The organism is Amycolatopsis sp. w19 (assembly GCF_051373225.1).
Taxonomy (GTDB): domain Bacteria; phylum Actinomycetota; class Actinomycetes; order Mycobacteriales; family Pseudonocardiaceae; genus Amycolatopsis; species Amycolatopsis japonica.
In genome coordinates this window covers 202,679-219,201 of sequence record NZ_JBPQFM010000014.1, presented here as the reverse complement: position 1 = coordinate 219,201, position 16,523 = coordinate 202,679, and the positions used below count along the sequence as shown (strand labels likewise).

Genomic DNA, 16,523 nt, shown 5'->3' with positions numbered 1-16,523 from the left:
GGGTCGTGGCGGGCCGCCGCCCCGGCGTCGCCACCGTCGCCCCGGCGTGCCCGGGGCCGCGGCGGCTCCCGCTCAGGTGGCCGTCGCTCGTCGGGATGGCCTTGCTCGTCGCCGGGGTCATCACCGGATTGGGTCTGTTCTTGGCCGGTGTTCCCGGCGCCGCGGTGCCCGAACGGACCACCACGGTGTCCGTTTCCGCGGGCGAGACGCTGACGGAGATCGCGGCGCGATTCGCGCCAGGCAGTGACACCGGCGCGGTCGTCGCCAAGATCAAGGAGCTCAACTCCCTGGAAAACGCCGTCCTCGTGCCCGGACTGCCGCTCACGGTCCCCGTCGCGGCCGAGGTCGCGGAAGGCGGGAGGTGATCCCGAAGGACGCTCTCACCCGTCGTGGGTGAGCTCCTCATTCGTGTCTGATCGACCCGGCCGTTGCGCTTGCGTGCGTCCGACCAGCGATCTAGTCTCCACCGCTATATGTAGTAGTTACATGGCTGTAGTTGGTCCATAGCTTGGGGTAGACTCGGTACCAGTTGTCCACAGCTGGCCGGTGTTCACCCACCGGATGTCCACAGATCGATCCACATGTCGATCTTTTCCGTCGTTGCGTGGCGGCGGGGGCGGGCGTCCACTCGGGACCGGCCGGCGCGGAGGGGAAGGTGATCGGCGGATGAGGTGCCCGTTCTGCCGGCATGCGGACTCTCGGGTCGTCGACTCCCGAGAGGTGGATGAGGGTCAGGCGATCCGGCGGAGGCGCTCCTGCGCCGCTTGCGGCCGGCGCTTCACCACTTCGGAGACGATGGTGCTCGCCGTCGTCAAACGATCCGGGGTCACCGAGCAGTTCAGCCGGGACAAGGTGGTCCGGGGGGTGCGCCGCGCCTGCCAGGGCAGGCCCGTCGACGACGACGCGTTGCAGCAGCTCGCGCAGCGGGTCGAAGAGTCGATCCGGTCGGCGGGGCTGGCGGAGATCCCGAGTCACGAGGTCGGCCTGGCGATCCTGGGCCCCCTGCGCGAACTCGACGGCGTCGCCTATCTCCGGTTCGCCAGTGTCTACCGCTCCTTCTCCTCGGTCGAGGACTTCGAGAAGGAGATCTCGGACCTCCGCGAGGCCATGGCTGCCACACCGGACGAGAGCGATCAAGACGCGAAAGACGGCTGATGCCGCCTCCCGCGTGGGAGTGAGGGAAAGACCCATGACCGAGACCGTGGGAACAGGCAACCCGGCCACAGCGCGGACGAACGGGAAGAAGAAGCAGGCGGGCGGGCTCACCGTGCGCCGCGTCTTCACCACCGAGGGCGTCCACCCGTACGACCAGGTCACCTGGGAGAACCGGGACGTCGTGATGACGAACTGGCGCGACGGCACGGTCAACTTCGAGCAGCGCGGTGTCGAGTTCCCCGGCTTCTGGTCGGTCAACGCGACGAACATCGTCACGAGCAAGTACTTCCGCGGTGCCGTGGGGACGCCTCAGCGCGAGCAGAGCCTCAAGCAGCTGATCGACCGCGTCGTCCACTCCTACGTCAACGCCGGCCGCGAACACGGCTACTTCGCGAGCCCCGCCGACGCCGAGGTCTTCGAGCACGAGCTGACCTGGATGTTGCTGCACCAGGTGTTCAGCTTCAACTCGCCGGTGTGGTTCAACGTCGGCACGACGTCGAAGCAGCAGGTCAGCGCGTGCTTCATCCTCGCGGTCGACGACACCATGGAGTCGATCCTCAACTGGTATCGCGAAGAGGGCCTGATCTTCAAGGGCGGCTCCGGCGCCGGCCTGAACCTCTCCCGTATCCGGTCCTCTCGTGAGCTGCTGTCCTCCGGGGGCACCGCGTCCGGTCCGGTCTCCTTCATGCGCGGCGCCGACGCGTCCGCGGGCACCATCAAATCCGGCGGCGCCACCCGGCGCGCGGCGAAGATGGTCGTGCTCGACGTCGACCACCCGGACGTCGAGGAGTTCGTGCAGACCAAGGCCCGCGAAGAGGAGAAGATCAAGGTCCTCCGCGACGCCGGGTTCGACATGGACCTGTCCGGTTCGGACATCGCCTCCGTCCAGTACCAGAACGCGAACAACTCGGTCCGCGTCTCCGACGAGTTCATGCAGGCCGTCGAGACCGAGGGCGACTTCGGCCTGCGGTCCCGGACGACCGGCGAGGTCATCGACCGGGTCGACGCGAAGAAGCTGTTCCGCACCATCGCGCAGGCCGCCTGGGAATGCGCCGACCCGGGGCTGCAGTACGACGGCACGATCAACGATTGGCACACCTGCCCCGAATCGGGCCGGATCACCGCGTCCAACCCGTGTTCGGAGTACATGCACCTGGACAACTCCAGCTGCAACCTCGCCTCGCTGAACCTGCTCAAGTTCGCCACCGAGGACGGCGGTTTCGACGCGCCGCTGTTCGCGAAGGCCGTCGAGCTGGTCATCACCGCGATGGACATCTCGATCTGCTTCGCCGACTTCCCGACGGAGGCGATCGGCGACACCACCCGCAAGTTCCGTCAGCTGGGCATCGGCTACGCGAACCTCGGCGCGCTGCTGATGGCGCTCGGCCACGCGTACGACTCCGACGGCGGCCGCGCGCTCGCCGCCGCGATCACGTCGCTGATGACCGGTGTCTCGTACCGGCGTTCCGCGGAACTCGCCGCGGTCGTCGGGCCGTATGAGGGCTACGCGCGCAACGCCGAGGCGCACCAGCGGGTCATGCGCAAGCACGCCGCCGCCAGTGAACTGGTGCGGACCTACCACTCGAACGACGCCGCGGTCCGCGCGCTCGCGACCCAGGAATGGAAGCGCGGCATCGAACTGGGCGAGAAGAGCGGCTGGCGCAACGCACAGGCCTCCGTGCTCGCGCCCACCGGCACCATCGGCTTCATGATGGACTGCGACACGACCGGCATCGAGCCGGACTTCTCGCTGGTCAAGTTCAAGAAGCTGGTCGGCGGCGGCTCGATGCAGATCGTCAACCAGACCATCCCGCGCGCGCTGGCCGCGCTCGGTTACCAGGGCGAGCAGATCGAAGCGATCGTCGAGTACATCGCTCAGCACGGTCACGTCGTCGACGCCCCCGGCCTGCGCCAGGAGCACTACGAAGTGTTCGACTGCGCGGTGGGGGAGCGGTCCATCGCGCCGATGGGACACGTCCGGATGATGGCCGCGGTGCAGCCGTTCCTGTCGGGCGCGATCTCCAAGACGGTCAACATGCCGGAGTCGGCGACCGTCGAAGAGGTCGAGGAGATCTACTTCCAGGGCTGGAAGTACGGCCTCAAGGCGCTCGCGATCTACCGTGACAACTGCAAGGTCGGCCAGCCGCTGTCCAGCGGTAAGAAGGAGAAGGCCGAGCCTGAGGCCGAAAAGGTCGTCGAGTACCGGCCGGTCCGCAAGCGCCTGCCGAAGAAGCGCCCGAGCCAGACGGTGTCGTTCACCGTCGGCGGCGCCGAGGGCTACCTGCACGCCGGTTCGTACCCGGACGACGGCCTCGGCGAGATCTTCGTGAAGCTCGGCAAGCAGGGGTCGACCCTCTCGGGCGTGATGGACGCGTTCTCGATGTCGATCTCCGTCGGCCTGCAGCACGGGATCCCGCTGGAGTTCTACGTTTCGAAGTTCTCCAACCTGCGCTTCGAGCCCGCCGGCATGACCGACGACCCGGACATCCGGATCGCCACCAGCGTCATGGACTACCTGTTCCGCAGGCTGGCGCTGGATTACCTGCCGTACGAGAAGCGTTCGCAGCTCGGCATCTTCACCGCCGACGAACGTTCGGCGCAGGTCGAAGCGAGCTACGGCACCGCTCCCGCCGCGGAGCCGGAGAACGTCGACATCGACGCCCTCCGGTCCACTGTGGACTCCTCGTCCGCGGAGCCCGCCAAGGTCGCGCACTCGACGGCGGAACTGGTGGAGTTGAACCTGGGCACCGCTTCCGACGCGCCGCTCTGCATGACCTGCGGCACCAAGATGCGGCCCGCCGGTTCGTGCTACGCCTGTGAAGGGTGCGGAGCGACCTCCGGCTGCAGCTAGGTCAGAGCGAATGTCATGAAAGGGCCGTTCAGGACGATATATGTCCTGAACGGCCCTTTCATGACACCGGAGGCGCGTGCGTGACCATCCTTGATCCGTTCGGCACACTCAAGCAGGCGCTCTGGATCTGCGGCGGTCAATGGGCGGGGAAGTCCACCGTCTCCCGCCTGCTCGCCCACCGCCATGGAATCACCGTCTACCACTACGACTTCCACGACGCCCGTGCCCATCAAGATCGGCGTATCGCCCATCGCGTCCGGAACGGTTCGCCCGTCGAGGACCCCGACCCCGAGACCGTCTGGGTCGACACGACACCCGAACGGATGGCCGCCGACACGATCGCCGGTTTCCCGACCCGGTTCGCCTGGGCGCTGGACGATCTGCGCGCGCTGGTGTCCGGGCGCCCGATCCTCGCCGAGGGCTGGGGGCTGCGCCCGGAACTGGTCGCGCCACTCCTGGATTCACCCCGGCGGATGATCGTGCTGGTGCCCACGGACGAGTTCCGCGAGCACCAGCTTCGTGCGCTGCCCCGTGCCGGGGCGGTGACACAGCGGGTCAGTGACCCCGAACGCGCGCAGCACAACCGGATCGCGCGAGACCGGCTTGTCGCCGAGGACGCCGTGCGGAGCGCGACCGGGCTCGGTATCCGGGTGCTGCGGGTCGACGGCTCGAAAGACGCCGAAGCGATCGCGGACGTCGTCGCCGAGCACTTCGGTCCCTACCTGGCCTGAGCGAGATCCAGGACCAGGACGACCGCGGCCAGCGCGAGCAGACTGCCGGGGGCGGCGATGTTGCCGAAGACGCGGTGGCGCAGGTGGACGAAGACAGCGCCGACGTAGAACAGCACGAGCCCGGCGGCCGCCGCGGCCCCGAGGTAGGGCACCCCGAACAGGCCGAGGATCAGCCCTGCCGCGCCCGCGGCTTTCACCAGGCCCAGGGGCACGATCCAGGAACGGGGTACGTCGACGGCGGCGGAATTCTCGAGAACGAACGGGGCATAGACGAAATCGGCGATCGCCGCCCCGGCGTTGAGGACGATCGTCACGATGGCCACGATGAGGTATGCGGTGAACATGCCCCGTGGACGAGGCCCGCGCCCGGAACGTGACAGCGGTCAGGAACGCCAGCGGTCCAGCACCGCGTCGATGGCGGGCCGGATGCGGTCGCGGGCGGCCTGGCGTTCCACACCTGCCATGAGGAGGTCGTCGTACTCGGTGTCGAGATGCCGGATCGAGGCGACGACGGCGAGGAAGACCGCTCGTTCGGCCAGTTCCCGTCCGGCGGCGGACCGGCCCACCCGGCCGCTGCCGCGCAGGCCCGCGTGTTCGGCGATGGCGCGTGCTCGTTCCGGCGGGCAGCCGGGGAACAGCTCGGTGATCGCGGTGTGGAACCGGATGGTGAACTCGACGTCTTCGTGGGCGCGGCGTTCCCGATCGCGGCCGCGGCGCCGTTCGCGGACGTCCTCGTCGGCGAGGCATTGTTCCTCGGCGTCGCGCAGTGCCGCCTCTTCGACCAGGATCCCTTGCCGCTCATGGCGTTTCCGCGATCGGTTGAACTTGGTGACGACGGCGGAAAGCCGGCTCGCCTTCTTCGCCCGGCGGGTCAGGGTGGCGTCGCCGGAGGGCAGGAAGACCAGGTGGCCGAGGTCGGCGCAATCGAGGCAATGCGGCTTTTCGTTCTCCGCGAACCACAGGTCGCCGGTGCCGCCGCAGTCGGCGCACGTCCACTCCCGGAGCGCCACCGACACCATGAGGTCGGGTGCTTTCCGTTGCCTGGCCTCGACTTGCGCGCGTTTGGCTTCGGACAGTCCCGGCATGATCCAGTGCGTCCGGAACAGCGGTTCGAGACCGGCGAGCTCGCCGGAGGTCACCCGGAGGGCGGCCCGGTCCCGGGTCGCGCCGACGTGCTCGATCTCCGACCCTTCGAGGCCGTTCGCCGCGGCCCAGCGTTGCAGGGCAGCGAGAGCGAAGGCCAGCTTCTCCGGTGCCACCGACAGCGCCCCCGTCAGCACGGGGATCCGGCCCCGCTGCCAGGCGTCGACGACGTTCTCCGAGAGCCAGCCGATGCCGGTGAGGATGCCGAGCGCGGTCACCGACTTCTTTTTGGCCAGCAGCTTTTCCGCCGTCTCGACGACGCGTTGCTCCAGTTTCGCTTCACCCTGCATCGCCGGGAATCCTAGCGATCACGCGGTTTCGGTCCGGGCCCGGTACGCCCGGATCTTGGCGCGGTTGCCGCAGCGCTCCATCGAGCACCAGCGACGGTTGCCCGAACGCGAGGTGTCGAAGAACAGCAGATAGCAGTCGCTCGCGGAACATTCGCGGACGCGGCCGGAGCGTTCGCCCGCGACCAGGCCGATGGCGTCGCGGGCGACGGCGCCGAGGAGTTGCTTCCCGGTGACGGGCGGCGCCCAGGCGAGCCGCCGGGTCTGCGGGTCCACGAGCGGCCTCGGGGTGGCTTCGGTCGCGCTGTTCAGCACGGCGAGGTCGTCGGCCGACGGTGCTTCGCCCCGGGCGAGGGCGGGTGCGACGCGGTAGAGCGTGTCCCGCAGTTCCTTGAGCGCGGTGAGTTCGGCTGGCCGGATCCGGACGTCGGTCAGGGGAGCGGTCAGCGCCAGCCGGGAGCCGGTGAACCAGTCGGCGAGAGCGGACGGCGTATGCGCGATCTCGTAGCGCTCGTACGGGCCGGGGCCGCCGGTCAGCATGAGTTCGAGACTGAGGCTGCCCGGGTCGAACCGGTACCGCTCACCCTGGGCGTTGACGAGCACTCTTGTTCCCGGAGTCATGTAACCACTATAGTCGGTTTCAGAAACCAGGTAAGACGGTTACAGCGGAGGCGTGATGATCGGCAAGACGAAGGACGCGGGCTGGGAGATCGGCGTGTCCAAGACGGTGGCGTATCCGCTGGACGAGGTTTGGGAGTATCTCTCGGGTCCGGGCTTGGCGGCCTGGCTGGGCGAAGTGTCGCTGGAGCCGGAAAAGGGTGCGCCGTACGAGACGGCCGAGGGCACTGTCGGCGAGGTCCGCGGTTACCGCGAGCGCGAGAAGATCCGCCTCACCTGGCGGCCGAAGGACTGGGATCACGAGAGCACGGTCCAGGTCGGGCTCCGTCCGGCCGGGCCGGGCAAGACGACCGTGGTCTTCCATCAGGAGCGGCTGACCGGGCCGGAAGAGCGCGCCGCGCAGCGCGAGCACTGGCAGGCCGTGATGAAGCTGGTCGTCGACGGTCTCGCCGGCTGATCAGGAGAGCGTTCGCCGGGCGAGCTCGGCCAGGGTGTCGGTGATCCGTTCGACGCTCAGGCCGAGCTCGCCTGTTTGATGCAGGAACACTTCGACGGCGAGCGGTGCCAGCAGGATGTCGGCGAGCACGTCCGGATCCGGGGCGCTCGCCTGCTCCGCGAGATGGCGGACATGGGTGCGCCACAGCCGGTACGGCCCGGTGGTGAACCGCGAGTGCCCGACCTCGGTGCCGAGGACGAGATGCGCGTGCCGGGCGAGCAGCCCGATCATCGCCGCGTAGAACGCGGCCAGCCGCTCGGCGGGCGGCGCGCCGGGCCCCAAGGGGGGAGGGCCGGCGAGCAGCCGCTCCTGGAGTTCCCGCTCGTGTTCGTCCAGCAGGGCCACGGCGATCGCCGAGCGGTCCGGGTAGCGGCGATACAGCGTCGCGCGGCCGACTCCGGCCGCTTTGGCGATGTCCTCCATGGTGATGTCGGCCGCCGGACGTGCGGCGAAGAGCCCTTCGGCGGCTTCCAGGATCTTCGCGCGGTTACGGGCGGCGTCCGAACGTTCCCGTCCCGGACCGTTCGCGAGCAGATCTTCCGGCATGTTTCGCAGCCTAGGGAATATCCGGACGCGGCGTCCACTTGTACCCGGCGAAGCAAGTGGACGCCGTGTCCACTTCCTGGTCCCGGAGGCCCCGATGAGCCACCTTCTCCACCTCGACTCCAGTGCCCGCAGCGCGTCGTTCTCCCGCGAGCTGAGTGCCCGGTTCGCCGGCGCCTGGCGTGCCGCGAACCCGGGCGCGGCCTACACCTACCGCGACCTGGCCGCCGACCCGGTGCCGCCGATCGGCCAGGCCTGGACCGAGATCTGCGACGCCCTCCTCCAGGCGGGGATCACGGATCCGGACGGCTACGCCTCCGTGGTGAAGACGCCAGAGCAGCGCGAAGCCTGGGCGGTCATCGAGCCGCTGCTGGCCGAACTGCTCGCCGCCGACGTCGTGCTGATCGGGGCACCGATGTACAACTTCTCGATCCCCGCGACGCTCAAGCTGTGGATCGACCAGGTGACGTTCCCGAAGATGTCCTTGGCGGGCAAGGCTTTCGTGGTCGCGGGAGCGCGTGGCGGCACCTACCTGCCGGGCACGCCGCGCGAGCCGGTCGACCACCACGAGCGCTACCTGCGCGATTTCTTCGCCGGGCACTACGACGTCCGGGACGTCACCTTCCTGCACTCCGAACTGACGAACGCCCTGGTCGACCCGCGGCTGAGCCCGCGTGACGCCGACCGGATCGCGTCGCGGGAGCAAGCGCTCCTCGGCGCCGAAAAGGCTGGGAGGGAAGTCTGATGGGCTGGGGAATCCTGCTCCTGGCGGGAGCCGTCGAGGTCGCCTGGTCGCAGAGCATCAAGCCGACGGAGAACTTCACCCGGTTCTGGCCGACCGTGCTGTGCTTCGTGCTCGGCGTCGCCGCGGTGTACCTGCTGTCGAAGGCGATGGACTCGATCCCGGTGGGGACCGCGTACGCCGTCTTCACCGGGATCGGCGCGGTGGGCGCGATCGTGTTCGGCATCGTGATCCACAAGGACCCGGTCAGCTTCGGCCGGTTCGCCGCGATGGCGCTGATCGTCGGAGGGGTGGTGCTCGCGAAGGTGACCGAGTGAGCTCCGAGTGTCATGAAAGGGTCGTTCAGGACGAAAGATGTCCTGAACGACCCTTTCATGACATGTCAGGCGAGCTTCTCCCACAGGAACTCGAACATCAGCGCCCATTTGAACGCCAGCTGTTCGTTGTCGGCCGCCGCGCCGTGCCCGCCCTCGATGTTCTCGTGGTACCGCACGTCGTGGCCCTGCTCCGCCATCCGCGCGACCATCTTGCGCGCGTGCGCGGGATGCACCCGGTCGTCGCGGGTGGAGGTGACGAACAGGACCGGCGGGTACCCACGGTCCGCGTGGACGTTCTGGTACGGCGAGTACTTCCCGATGAAGTCCCATTCCGCCGGATCGTCGGGGTCGCCGTACTCGGCCATCCACGACGCGCCCGCGAGGAGCTTGTGATACCGCTTCATGTCCAGCAGCGGGACCTGGCTCACGATCGCGCCGAACAGGTGCGGGTAGCGCGTCAGCATGACACCCATCAGCAGCCCGCCGTTGCTGCCGCCCTGGATCCCGAGCCTGGACGGCTCACTGATCCCGCGCTCGACGAGATCGGTGGCGACGGCCGAGAAGTCCTCATACACCTTGTACCGCTTGGCTTTGGTCACCGAGGTGTGCCAGTCCGGCCCGTATTCGCCGCCTCCGCGGATGTTCGCGACGACGTATGTGCCGCCTCGCGCGAGCCAGCCGCGGCCGATGATGCCGCTGTAGCCGGGGGTCAGTGAGACCTCGAAGCCGCCGTAGCCGGTCAGGAGGGTCGGGCCGCCTTCGGCACCGGAGGGGCGTACGACGAAGTACGGGATCTTCGTGCCGTCTTCGGACGTCGCGAAGTACTGCGAGACCGTCATGCCTTCGCTGTCGAAGAACGACGGAGCGCGCTTGAGGACCTCGACGTCACCGCCGACGTGCCCGTAGCTCAGCGTCGACGGCTGGGTGTAACCGCTGGAGTCGAGCAGGTATTCGTCGCTGACGTCGGGGTCGGTGCCGGTGATCTGCGCGGTGCCCAGTTCCGGGGCGCCGGCGAGCGGCCGGGAGGTCCAGCCTTCGGACGGCGTGAGCACGTGCAGTTCCGTCCGGACGTCGGACAGCGTCGAGAGCAGCAGGTGGTTGTGCGTCCACGCCCAGTACTCCAGCGACGTGTGCGCGTCCGGCGTGAACAACGTCGTGAAGGAGCGCTCGCCCGCCATGAACGCGTCGAAGCCGGAGGCGAGCAGGGTGCCGGAGGGGTATGTCGTGCCTTCGACGGTCCAGTCCGAGCGAAGCCGGATCAGCAGCCACTCACGGTGCGAGGACGTCTGGGCGTCTTCGGGAACCTCTATGCGGTCGAGACCGGCGGCCGTCCGGACATACCTTTCCGTGCGGTAGAAGTCGACCGACCGGTAGACGAAGTCGCGCTCCCACCCCTCGGTCGGGTCGTGGTGCGCGGATACCGAGACGTCGTCCGGTTTGCCCTCGAAGACCACCGTTGCCTCTTCGAGCGGCGTGCCGCGGCGCCATTCCTTCGCCAGCCTCGGATAGCCCGAACTGGTCAGCGTCCCCGGACCGAAGTCGGTGCCGACGTAGACGCGGTCCTGGTCGATCCAGCCGATCCTGGTCTTGGCCTCGGGGACGAAGAACCCGTCGTCGACGAAACGGCGCTCGTCGAGGTCGTACTCGCGGACCACGGTCGCGTCGGCGCCTCCGCGCGACAGTTCGACCAACGCGCGGTGATACCCCGGACGGAGGACGGCCGCGCCCTGCCACACCCAGTTCTCGCCGTCGGCCTCGGCCAGGGCGTCGACGTCGAGCAGGAGTTCCCACTCCGGGTCGTCGAGCCGGTACTGCTCCAGGGTGGTCCGGCGCCACAGGCCGCGGGGGTTGGCCGAGTCCTGCCAGAAGTTGTACAGATATTCGCCGCGGCGCCGGATGTACGGGATCCGGTCGTCGGCGTCGAGGACCTCGCGGACCTCGTCACGGATCCCGGCGAACCGCTCGCCGGTGGACAGTTCCGCCAGCGCCTCGGCGTTGCGGGCTCGCACCCAGTCCAGCGCTTCTTCGCCGGTCACGTCTTCCAGCCACAGGTACGGGTCCTCGTCACTCATGCCCACAGTCTCGCCGGGTGCTCCGTCCCGGCGCCACCAGGTGTGGCATTCCGTATGCTGTGGGCTCGCACGTTTGGGGGACATCATGACCGGCACCGACGAGGTACCCAGACCGTTCGCGCCCGCGCCGCCTCGTCCCGAAAGCCCCCGCAACACCGGGACCGCCGTGGTCGGCCTGCTCATCGTCGCCGCGCTGACCACCACCGGGATGGCGATGGCGGGCGGACCGCGGAAGATCGACGGTCAAGCCCTCCCTGCGTCCGGTGTGTACACCTCCGAAGGGGCCAAAGCACCCGCCGGGAACGCGAAACCCGCGCCGAAGGAGGTGCGGGAACTGGAGACGAACCCGCTGCTGGCGGAGGGGATCGCGCTCGGCGCCGTCACCTGCCGCCTGCCCGCGATCAGCCGCGAGCCCGCGAAGCTGGAGACGTACTACAAGACCTTCGTGTCCTGTCTCGCCGAATCCTGGAAACCCGCCTTGGACCAGGCGAACGAACCCGCGCTGACGGCGACCGTGCAGGTGACGCTGCCCGAGACCAGCGCGTGCGGGAAGGCACCGAGCGAGAACGAGGCCGTCGCCTACTACTGCGGCGGCGACACCACGATCTACGCGCCGACCCAGTGGATGCTGGGCGATGCGGGTCTCGAACGGTCTCGTCACCTCGCGACGATGGCCCACGAGTACGGACACCACATCCAGCGGTCCAGCGGGATCCTGTCGGCGGCCGCGGAGAAGATGTCGTCGCCGGGCGAGGACAGCCCGGCCGACAAGGAACTGGTCCGCCGCATCGAACTGCAGGCGAACTGTTTCGGCGCGCTCGCCCTCGCGGCCGCCGCCGGGCGCGGCTCGATCAGCAAGTCGCTGGCGAACGCGGCACTCGACGACTACGGCCGCGCCGACGACAGCGACACCCACGGCAGCCGTCGTAACCAGCTGAAATGGGCGAAGGCCGGGTTCTCCGGGAAGACGACGTCGGCGTGCAACACCTGGGCGGCGCCCGCTTCGGACGTCAAATGACCGACGAGGTGATGGCCGAGATCAACACCGGTCTCCAGGCGCACATCTCCGGTGACCGCACCGGCGCGCGCGAGAGGTTCGCGGCGTTGTGGGAACGGATCGGCGAGGACGGCGACCCGCTGCACCGGTGCGCGCTCGCGCATTACATGGCCGACGTGTGCGACGACCGGCCGACGAACTCGCCTGGGATCTCCGCGCGCTCGCGGCGGCCGATTCCCTCACCGACGAGCGTGCCAAGGAGTACCACGCGACGCTCGCCGTGCGCGGGTTCTACCCCTCGCTGCACCTGAACCTCGCCGAGGATTACCGCAAACTCGGTGATCACGGGTCCGCGAAGAAGCACTGGGAGCTCGGGCGGGAGACACTCGGCGCGCTCGGCGACGACCCCTACGGCCTGGGGATCATCGAGGCCTACGACGCGCTTGCCACCCGGCTCGGTCTCGAACCGGACTCTCCGGACTTTCGCGCACGGCGGTGAGGCCATAACCTGGAGTGACTCAGGTCACCCATCCGGGAGGAGCGCGTATGCGGATTTCCGATCTGTTGCGGAACAAGGGGGCGGCCGTCGCGACCGTCTCGCCGGAGACGAACGTAACCGAACTGCTCGAGAGACTGGCGGAGCACAACGTCGGCGCCTTGGTGGTCGTCGACCCCGAGGGCGGGATCGTCGGGATCGTCTCCGAACGGGACGTGGTGCGGCGGCTCAACGAGCGCGGACCCCAGCTGCTCGACGGATCGGTGTCCGCGATCATGACGAAGATGGTCGCGAGCTGCACCCCCGAGGATTCGGTGGACCAGCTGTCGGTCCTGATGACCGAACGCCGTATCCGGCACGTCCCGGTCGTGGTGGACGGCAGGCTCGCGGGAATCGTCAGCATCGGCGACGTCGTGAAGACCCGGATGGAACAGCTGGAGCAGAGCCAGGAACAGCTGGAGGCGTACATCTCGCAGGGCTGATCCCGGCCGGCCCGTGCAATGAAAGGTCCTTTCCTTGCAAATTTCGCAAGGAAAGGACCTTTCATTGCATCCGGGGGCGGCTACTCGCGCCACCCAGACAGCTCGACACCCTTCGCGACGTCCACCCGGTACCCGAGCGTCACGACGCCCTTCGCGCCCGAAGCGAGCGTCAGCCGCCACGTGAACTCGCCCAGCTCGGTCCGCTCAACCGGCTCCGGTGTGGTGCGCACGTCCCGGACAGTGATCGCGTCGTCCCGGGAGACCGGTGCCTGGTCCAGCACGGTCACGACGGCTTCGCGCGGGCTGTGGTTGACGATCGTCGTGGTGTACGCGGCCTCCCGTTTGCGGACGCCGGACAGCGTCGCCTTGCTCGCCGTGCGGTGCGTGAGTTCGCGTTCGATCCGGATCCGGTCGTCCACGCCGAGGGCGAGTTCGAGTTCCTCGCCCGGCGCCCAGACGTCCAGCCGTGTGGTGCCGACGAACTCCGTCTCGTGGAACACCGAAGCCTTCCCCGGCCGCAGCGTGTGCTCCGAAGTGTTGACCACGGTCGCCCGCAGGAACGCCTCCGGGGACACCGCCGGAGCGGAGATGTAGCCCAGTTTCGCCGTCAGCTCCAGTTGCGCGAGCGTCGTGCGGTGGCCCTGCGCCCCCGACGGCACCGCCACCGGGCGGCCCGGCCGGTAGGTGACCGCGGTGGTGCCCTGTTCGACGGACGCCGTCCGCGCGGCCATCGGGGGGCCGGCGGGCGCGGGCATGCCCACCGACTCCGGAATCCCGCCGCCCGCGGGCGACGCGCTGCCGTACGCCGCGCGGGCCATCAACGGCTGGACCGGACGCACGCGGTCGAGGAACCAAGGTTCGAGTTCCGGTACCTCGACGGTGTTCGCCGGCCGCGCGGTCGACAGGGCCAGTTCGCATTCCGGCCAGTCCTCGCCGGTGTGCTGGGTGATCCGCCCGTACCAGGTCAGCGAGACGTCCTCACCGCGGACGCGCACGTCGTAGCCGGGTTCCCAGCCGGCGTTCGCGACCACATAGGACAGTTCGAGGCCGATCTCCGCGCAGTCCTCCCCGGGCTCCAACTCGACCGTGACCGTCGCGCTGTCCACTTCGGACATCCCCTGTTTCGCCTCGATCTCGCGGTCCAGCGCCTTGAGGTCGTCCCGGAGCCGGGCGAGGCGGATGCCGAGTTCGCGGCGCTTGCCCAGCGCCTCGGCCAGCTGGGTGCCCAGCGCGTCGGTGACTTCGGCGACCCGGGGCGGCTCCGCCGTGCCCGCGGCGAGCGCCTTCGCGAAGCTCTTGCCGCTCCGGGTCGCCAGGCCGGTCAGCAGATCGACCTTCGCCGTCTCGGCGGCGACCGCGTCCGCGACCTCGTCGACCACCGCCTGATCGGCCTTTCGCCGCTCGGTCAGCGCGCGCAGTGACGCGTCCGCGGGCGCGGGATGGCGCTCGACGGCGACGTCGACCCCGGCGATGACCGCCGGACCGGAACCGGTGACGCGGACCGAATCCGTGTCCAGGTTCCATGGCAGGCCCGCGAAGGCGAAACGCGTTTCCCCGTCGAGGGCCGCCGAAGCCCGCCTCGTGATCCGGGCGTGGTGCGGATAGACGGTGACGGCGACGATCGGTGCGTCCAGGGTGCTCGGCATGCCTCCGACGTTAGTCTCTTGACACCCGTTCGGGTGGCCGGAAGCCTCAGCTTCGTCTTGCCCACCAGCCTTTTGGGGGTCTTGTGAGAGTCGCCAGGCTCGCCGCCCTGTTCACCGCCGTCCTGGTCCTTCCGGCGACGGCGTTGCCCGCCCAAGCCGACGCGCCGCCAACGCCGGTCTTCAAGGACGGCCAAGCCCAGCCAGTGTTCGACCCGGCGGACGTCATCCGGGAGAACGTCTGGGTCACCGCACCGGTCGACAGCGACCACGACGGCAAGGACGACCTCGTGCACGCGGAGGTCGTGCGTCCTCGCGCGACACAGCAGGGCATGAAGGTCCCGGTCGTCTACCAGGCCAGCCCGTACTACGCGGGCGGCAACGACGTCGCGAACCACAACGTCGACGTGGAGCTGTACGTGCCCGGCGCGAAGCGCGCCCCGGCGGGCCCGCGGATCGCGACCAAGACCGTCGGCCCCAACGCGGCACCGATCAGCTGGCGCTACCAGGACTACTTCACCGCCCGCGGGTTCGCCGTGGTGTACGGGGAATCGCTCGGCAGCGGTCAGTCCACCGGCTGCCCGAGCACCGGCGACGTCAACGAGACCATCGGCGCGAAGTCCATTGTGGACTGGCTGAACGGCCGTGCGACGGCGCGTGACGCGGCGGGCAAGGCCGCGGTCGCCGACTGGAGCACCGGCAAGACCGGCATGACGGGCGTCTCCTACAACGGGACGCTGCCCAACGCGGTGGCCAGCACCGGCGTCGAAGGGCTGGAGACGATCGTCCCGATCGCGGCGATCTCCAGCTGGTACGACTACTACCGCAACGACGGCGCCGTCGTCGCGGCCGGCGGTTTCCAGGGCGAGGACGCGGACGTGCTCGCGGACTACGTCTACACGCGCCAGGATCGCGCCGTGTGCCGTCCGCTGATCGACCGGATCGCCGTGGACCAGGACCGGGTGACCGGCGACTACAGCCGCTTCTGGGACGTGCGGAACTACCGTAACGACGTGAACAAGGTGCGGGCTTCGGTGCTCGTGGTGCACGGCCTCGGCGACTGGAACGTCAAGACCGACCAGGGCACCCGCTGGTACGAAATGCTCAAGGCGCGCGGTGTCGAGCACAAGATCTGGCTGCACCAGGCCGGGCACGCCGACCCGTACAGCCTCCGCCGCGACGTCTGGCTCGCGACGTTGAACAAGTGGATGTCGCACTACCTCTACGGCATCGACAACGGCATCGAGCGCGAGCCGAAGGCCACCATCCAGCGTGAGGACAAGTCGTGGGTGGACGAGCCGGAGTGGCCGCTGCCCGGCACCCAGGACGTCAAGCTCTACCCGTGGCCCGGCGGTTCTTCGAAGGGCAAGCTCGACACGCGTAACCCCGTCCCGGGCAAGGCCGCCGTCGAGACGCTGGCTGACGACGCCAGCAAGACGATCGAACAACTGGCGGCCGCCGCGTCGTCGGGCAACCGCCTGCTGTACTCGACCACCGCGGCGAAGCAGCCCGTCCGGCTTTCCGGAACAGTGAAGACCGATCTGTCGCTGTCCTTCGACAAGCCGGCCGCGAACGTGACCGCGGTGCTCCTCGACCGCGCCCCGGACGGGACGGCGAAGGTGATCACCCGGGGCTGGACCGACCCGCAGAACCGGCGCGACCCCGCCCGCACCGACCCGATCACCCCTGGTGAGAACTACAAGGTCGAGGTGGAACTGGTCGCGAAGGACTACCTGCTCGCGGCCGGGCACAAGATCGAGTTCCTGGTGGCCTCCAGCGACCACGACTACACGCTCCGGCCGAAGCCGGGCGCCGGTGTCTCGGTCGAGCTGAACCGCACCTCGCTGGTGCTGCCGGTGGCGGGCGGCAAACCCGCGCTGCGTGCCGCCTTCGGCTGATCAGGGCCGCGTTTTCCGGATGCCACGTCCCCCTCGGGACGTGGCATCCGGC

At 68.9% G+C, this 16,523-nt stretch carries 17 protein-coding genes; 11 read left to right on the top strand and 6 right to left on the bottom strand.

The window, feature by feature from the left end; translation table 11 throughout:
• From ACSMFO_RS26220 to ACSMFO_RS26205, 4 genes are all read left to right on the top strand, one after another.
• Positions 1-365, top strand: a 365-nt coding sequence (locus tag ACSMFO_RS26220) for a LysM peptidoglycan-binding domain-containing protein (protein WP_436460847.1), incomplete at its 5' end; no start/stop codon positions are given.
• 301 nt (positions 366-666) lie between these two features.
• Complete coding sequence (gene nrdR / locus ACSMFO_RS26215) at positions 667-1,155, top strand: transcriptional regulator NrdR (RefSeq protein ID WP_034311932.1); 489 nt, start codon at positions 667-669, stop codon at positions 1,153-1,155.
• A gap of 34 nt (positions 1,156-1,189) precedes the next feature.
• The gene (locus ACSMFO_RS26210) at positions 1,190-4,006 is read left to right on the top strand and encodes a vitamin B12-dependent ribonucleotide reductase (protein ID WP_436460846.1); all 2,817 of its coding nucleotides are present in this window, start codon (positions 1,190-1,192) and stop codon (positions 4,004-4,006) included.
• 80 nt (positions 4,007-4,086) lie between these two features.
• On the top strand, positions 4,087-4,737 hold the full coding sequence (locus ACSMFO_RS26205; RefSeq protein WP_436460845.1) for a hypothetical protein: 651 nt from the start codon (positions 4,087-4,089) through the stop codon (positions 4,735-4,737).
• Here ACSMFO_RS26205 and ACSMFO_RS26200 read toward each other — a convergent pair.
• From ACSMFO_RS26200 to ACSMFO_RS26190, 3 genes are all read right to left on the bottom strand, one after another.
• On the bottom strand, positions 4,725-5,051 hold the full coding sequence (locus tag ACSMFO_RS26200; RefSeq protein ID WP_436460844.1) for a DoxX family protein: 327 nt from the start codon (positions 5,049-5,051) through the stop codon (positions 4,725-4,727). The two genes, ACSMFO_RS26205 and ACSMFO_RS26200, sit on opposite strands and share 13 nt — an antisense overlap.
• A 69-nt stretch (positions 5,052-5,120) precedes the next feature.
• Positions 5,121-6,170, bottom strand: coding sequence for a DUF2293 domain-containing protein (locus ACSMFO_RS26195; protein WP_436460843.1), 1,050 nt, complete (start codon positions 6,168-6,170; stop codon positions 5,121-5,123).
• Between the two features lie 18 nt (positions 6,171-6,188).
• Complete coding sequence (locus tag ACSMFO_RS26190; RefSeq protein ID WP_436460842.1) at positions 6,189-6,788, bottom strand: CGNR zinc finger domain-containing protein; 600 nt, start codon at positions 6,786-6,788, stop codon at positions 6,189-6,191.
• A 55-nt stretch (positions 6,789-6,843) separates the two neighbouring features.
• On the opposite strand from ACSMFO_RS26190, the gene ACSMFO_RS26185 reads away from it, so the two are divergent.
• Positions 6,844-7,242 carry an SRPBCC family protein gene (locus ACSMFO_RS26185; RefSeq protein WP_037343302.1) on the top strand — a complete coding sequence of 133 codons (399 nt, stop codon included), beginning with the start codon at positions 6,844-6,846 and terminating at the stop codon, positions 7,240-7,242.
• Here ACSMFO_RS26185 and ACSMFO_RS26180 read toward each other — a convergent pair whose 3' ends face one another.
• On the bottom strand, positions 7,243-7,827 hold the full coding sequence (locus ACSMFO_RS26180) for a TetR/AcrR family transcriptional regulator (RefSeq protein WP_436460841.1): 585 nt from the start codon (positions 7,825-7,827) through the stop codon (positions 7,243-7,245).
• Between the two features lie 94 nt (positions 7,828-7,921).
• Between ACSMFO_RS26180 and ACSMFO_RS26175 the strand changes: the two genes are divergently transcribed.
• A complete protein-coding gene (locus ACSMFO_RS26175; protein WP_125737809.1) occupies positions 7,922-8,569 on the top strand; it encodes an FMN-dependent NADH-azoreductase in 648 nt (215 codons plus the stop codon).
• On the top strand, positions 8,569-8,883 hold the full coding sequence (locus ACSMFO_RS26170) for a DMT family transporter (protein WP_037343307.1): 315 nt from the start codon (positions 8,569-8,571) through the stop codon (positions 8,881-8,883). Before ACSMFO_RS26175 ends, ACSMFO_RS26170 begins: the two co-directional genes overlap by 1 nt.
• Before the next feature lie 65 nt (positions 8,884-8,948).
• Here ACSMFO_RS26170 and ACSMFO_RS26165 read toward each other — a convergent pair whose 3' ends face one another.
• Entirely contained in the window at positions 8,949-10,955 is a 2,007-nt protein-coding gene (locus ACSMFO_RS26165; protein WP_436460840.1) for a prolyl oligopeptidase family serine peptidase, read from the bottom strand.
• An 85-nt stretch (positions 10,956-11,040) separates the two neighbouring features.
• Between ACSMFO_RS26165 and ACSMFO_RS26160 the strand changes: the two genes are divergently transcribed.
• From ACSMFO_RS26160 to ACSMFO_RS26150, 3 genes are all read left to right on the top strand, one after another.
• Complete coding sequence (locus ACSMFO_RS26160; RefSeq protein WP_038516282.1) at positions 11,041-11,973, top strand: neutral zinc metallopeptidase; 933 nt, start codon at positions 11,041-11,043, stop codon at positions 11,971-11,973.
• A gap of 157 nt (positions 11,974-12,130) precedes the next feature.
• Complete coding sequence (locus tag ACSMFO_RS26155) at positions 12,131-12,451, top strand: hypothetical protein (RefSeq protein WP_436460839.1); 321 nt, start codon at positions 12,131-12,133, stop codon at positions 12,449-12,451.
• A 47-nt stretch (positions 12,452-12,498) separates the two neighbouring features.
• The gene (locus ACSMFO_RS26150; protein ID WP_037343317.1) at positions 12,499-12,930 is read left to right on the top strand and encodes a CBS domain-containing protein; all 432 of its coding nucleotides are present in this window, start codon (positions 12,499-12,501) and stop codon (positions 12,928-12,930) included.
• Positions 12,931-13,010: 80 nt separating this feature from the next.
• Here ACSMFO_RS26150 and ACSMFO_RS26145 read toward each other — a convergent pair whose 3' ends face one another.
• On the bottom strand, positions 13,011-14,576 hold the full coding sequence (locus ACSMFO_RS26145) for a DUF4139 domain-containing protein (RefSeq protein ID WP_436460838.1): 1,566 nt from the start codon (positions 14,574-14,576) through the stop codon (positions 13,011-13,013).
• An 83-nt stretch (positions 14,577-14,659) separates the two neighbouring features.
• Here ACSMFO_RS26145 and ACSMFO_RS26140 point away from each other — a divergent pair, with 83 nt between their 5' ends.
• Positions 14,660-16,471: a Xaa-Pro dipeptidyl-peptidase gene (locus tag ACSMFO_RS26140; protein WP_436460837.1), complete on the top strand. Its 1,812-nt coding sequence runs from the start codon at positions 14,660-14,662 to the stop codon at positions 16,469-16,471.
• Positions 16,472-16,523 lie beyond the last annotated feature (52 nt).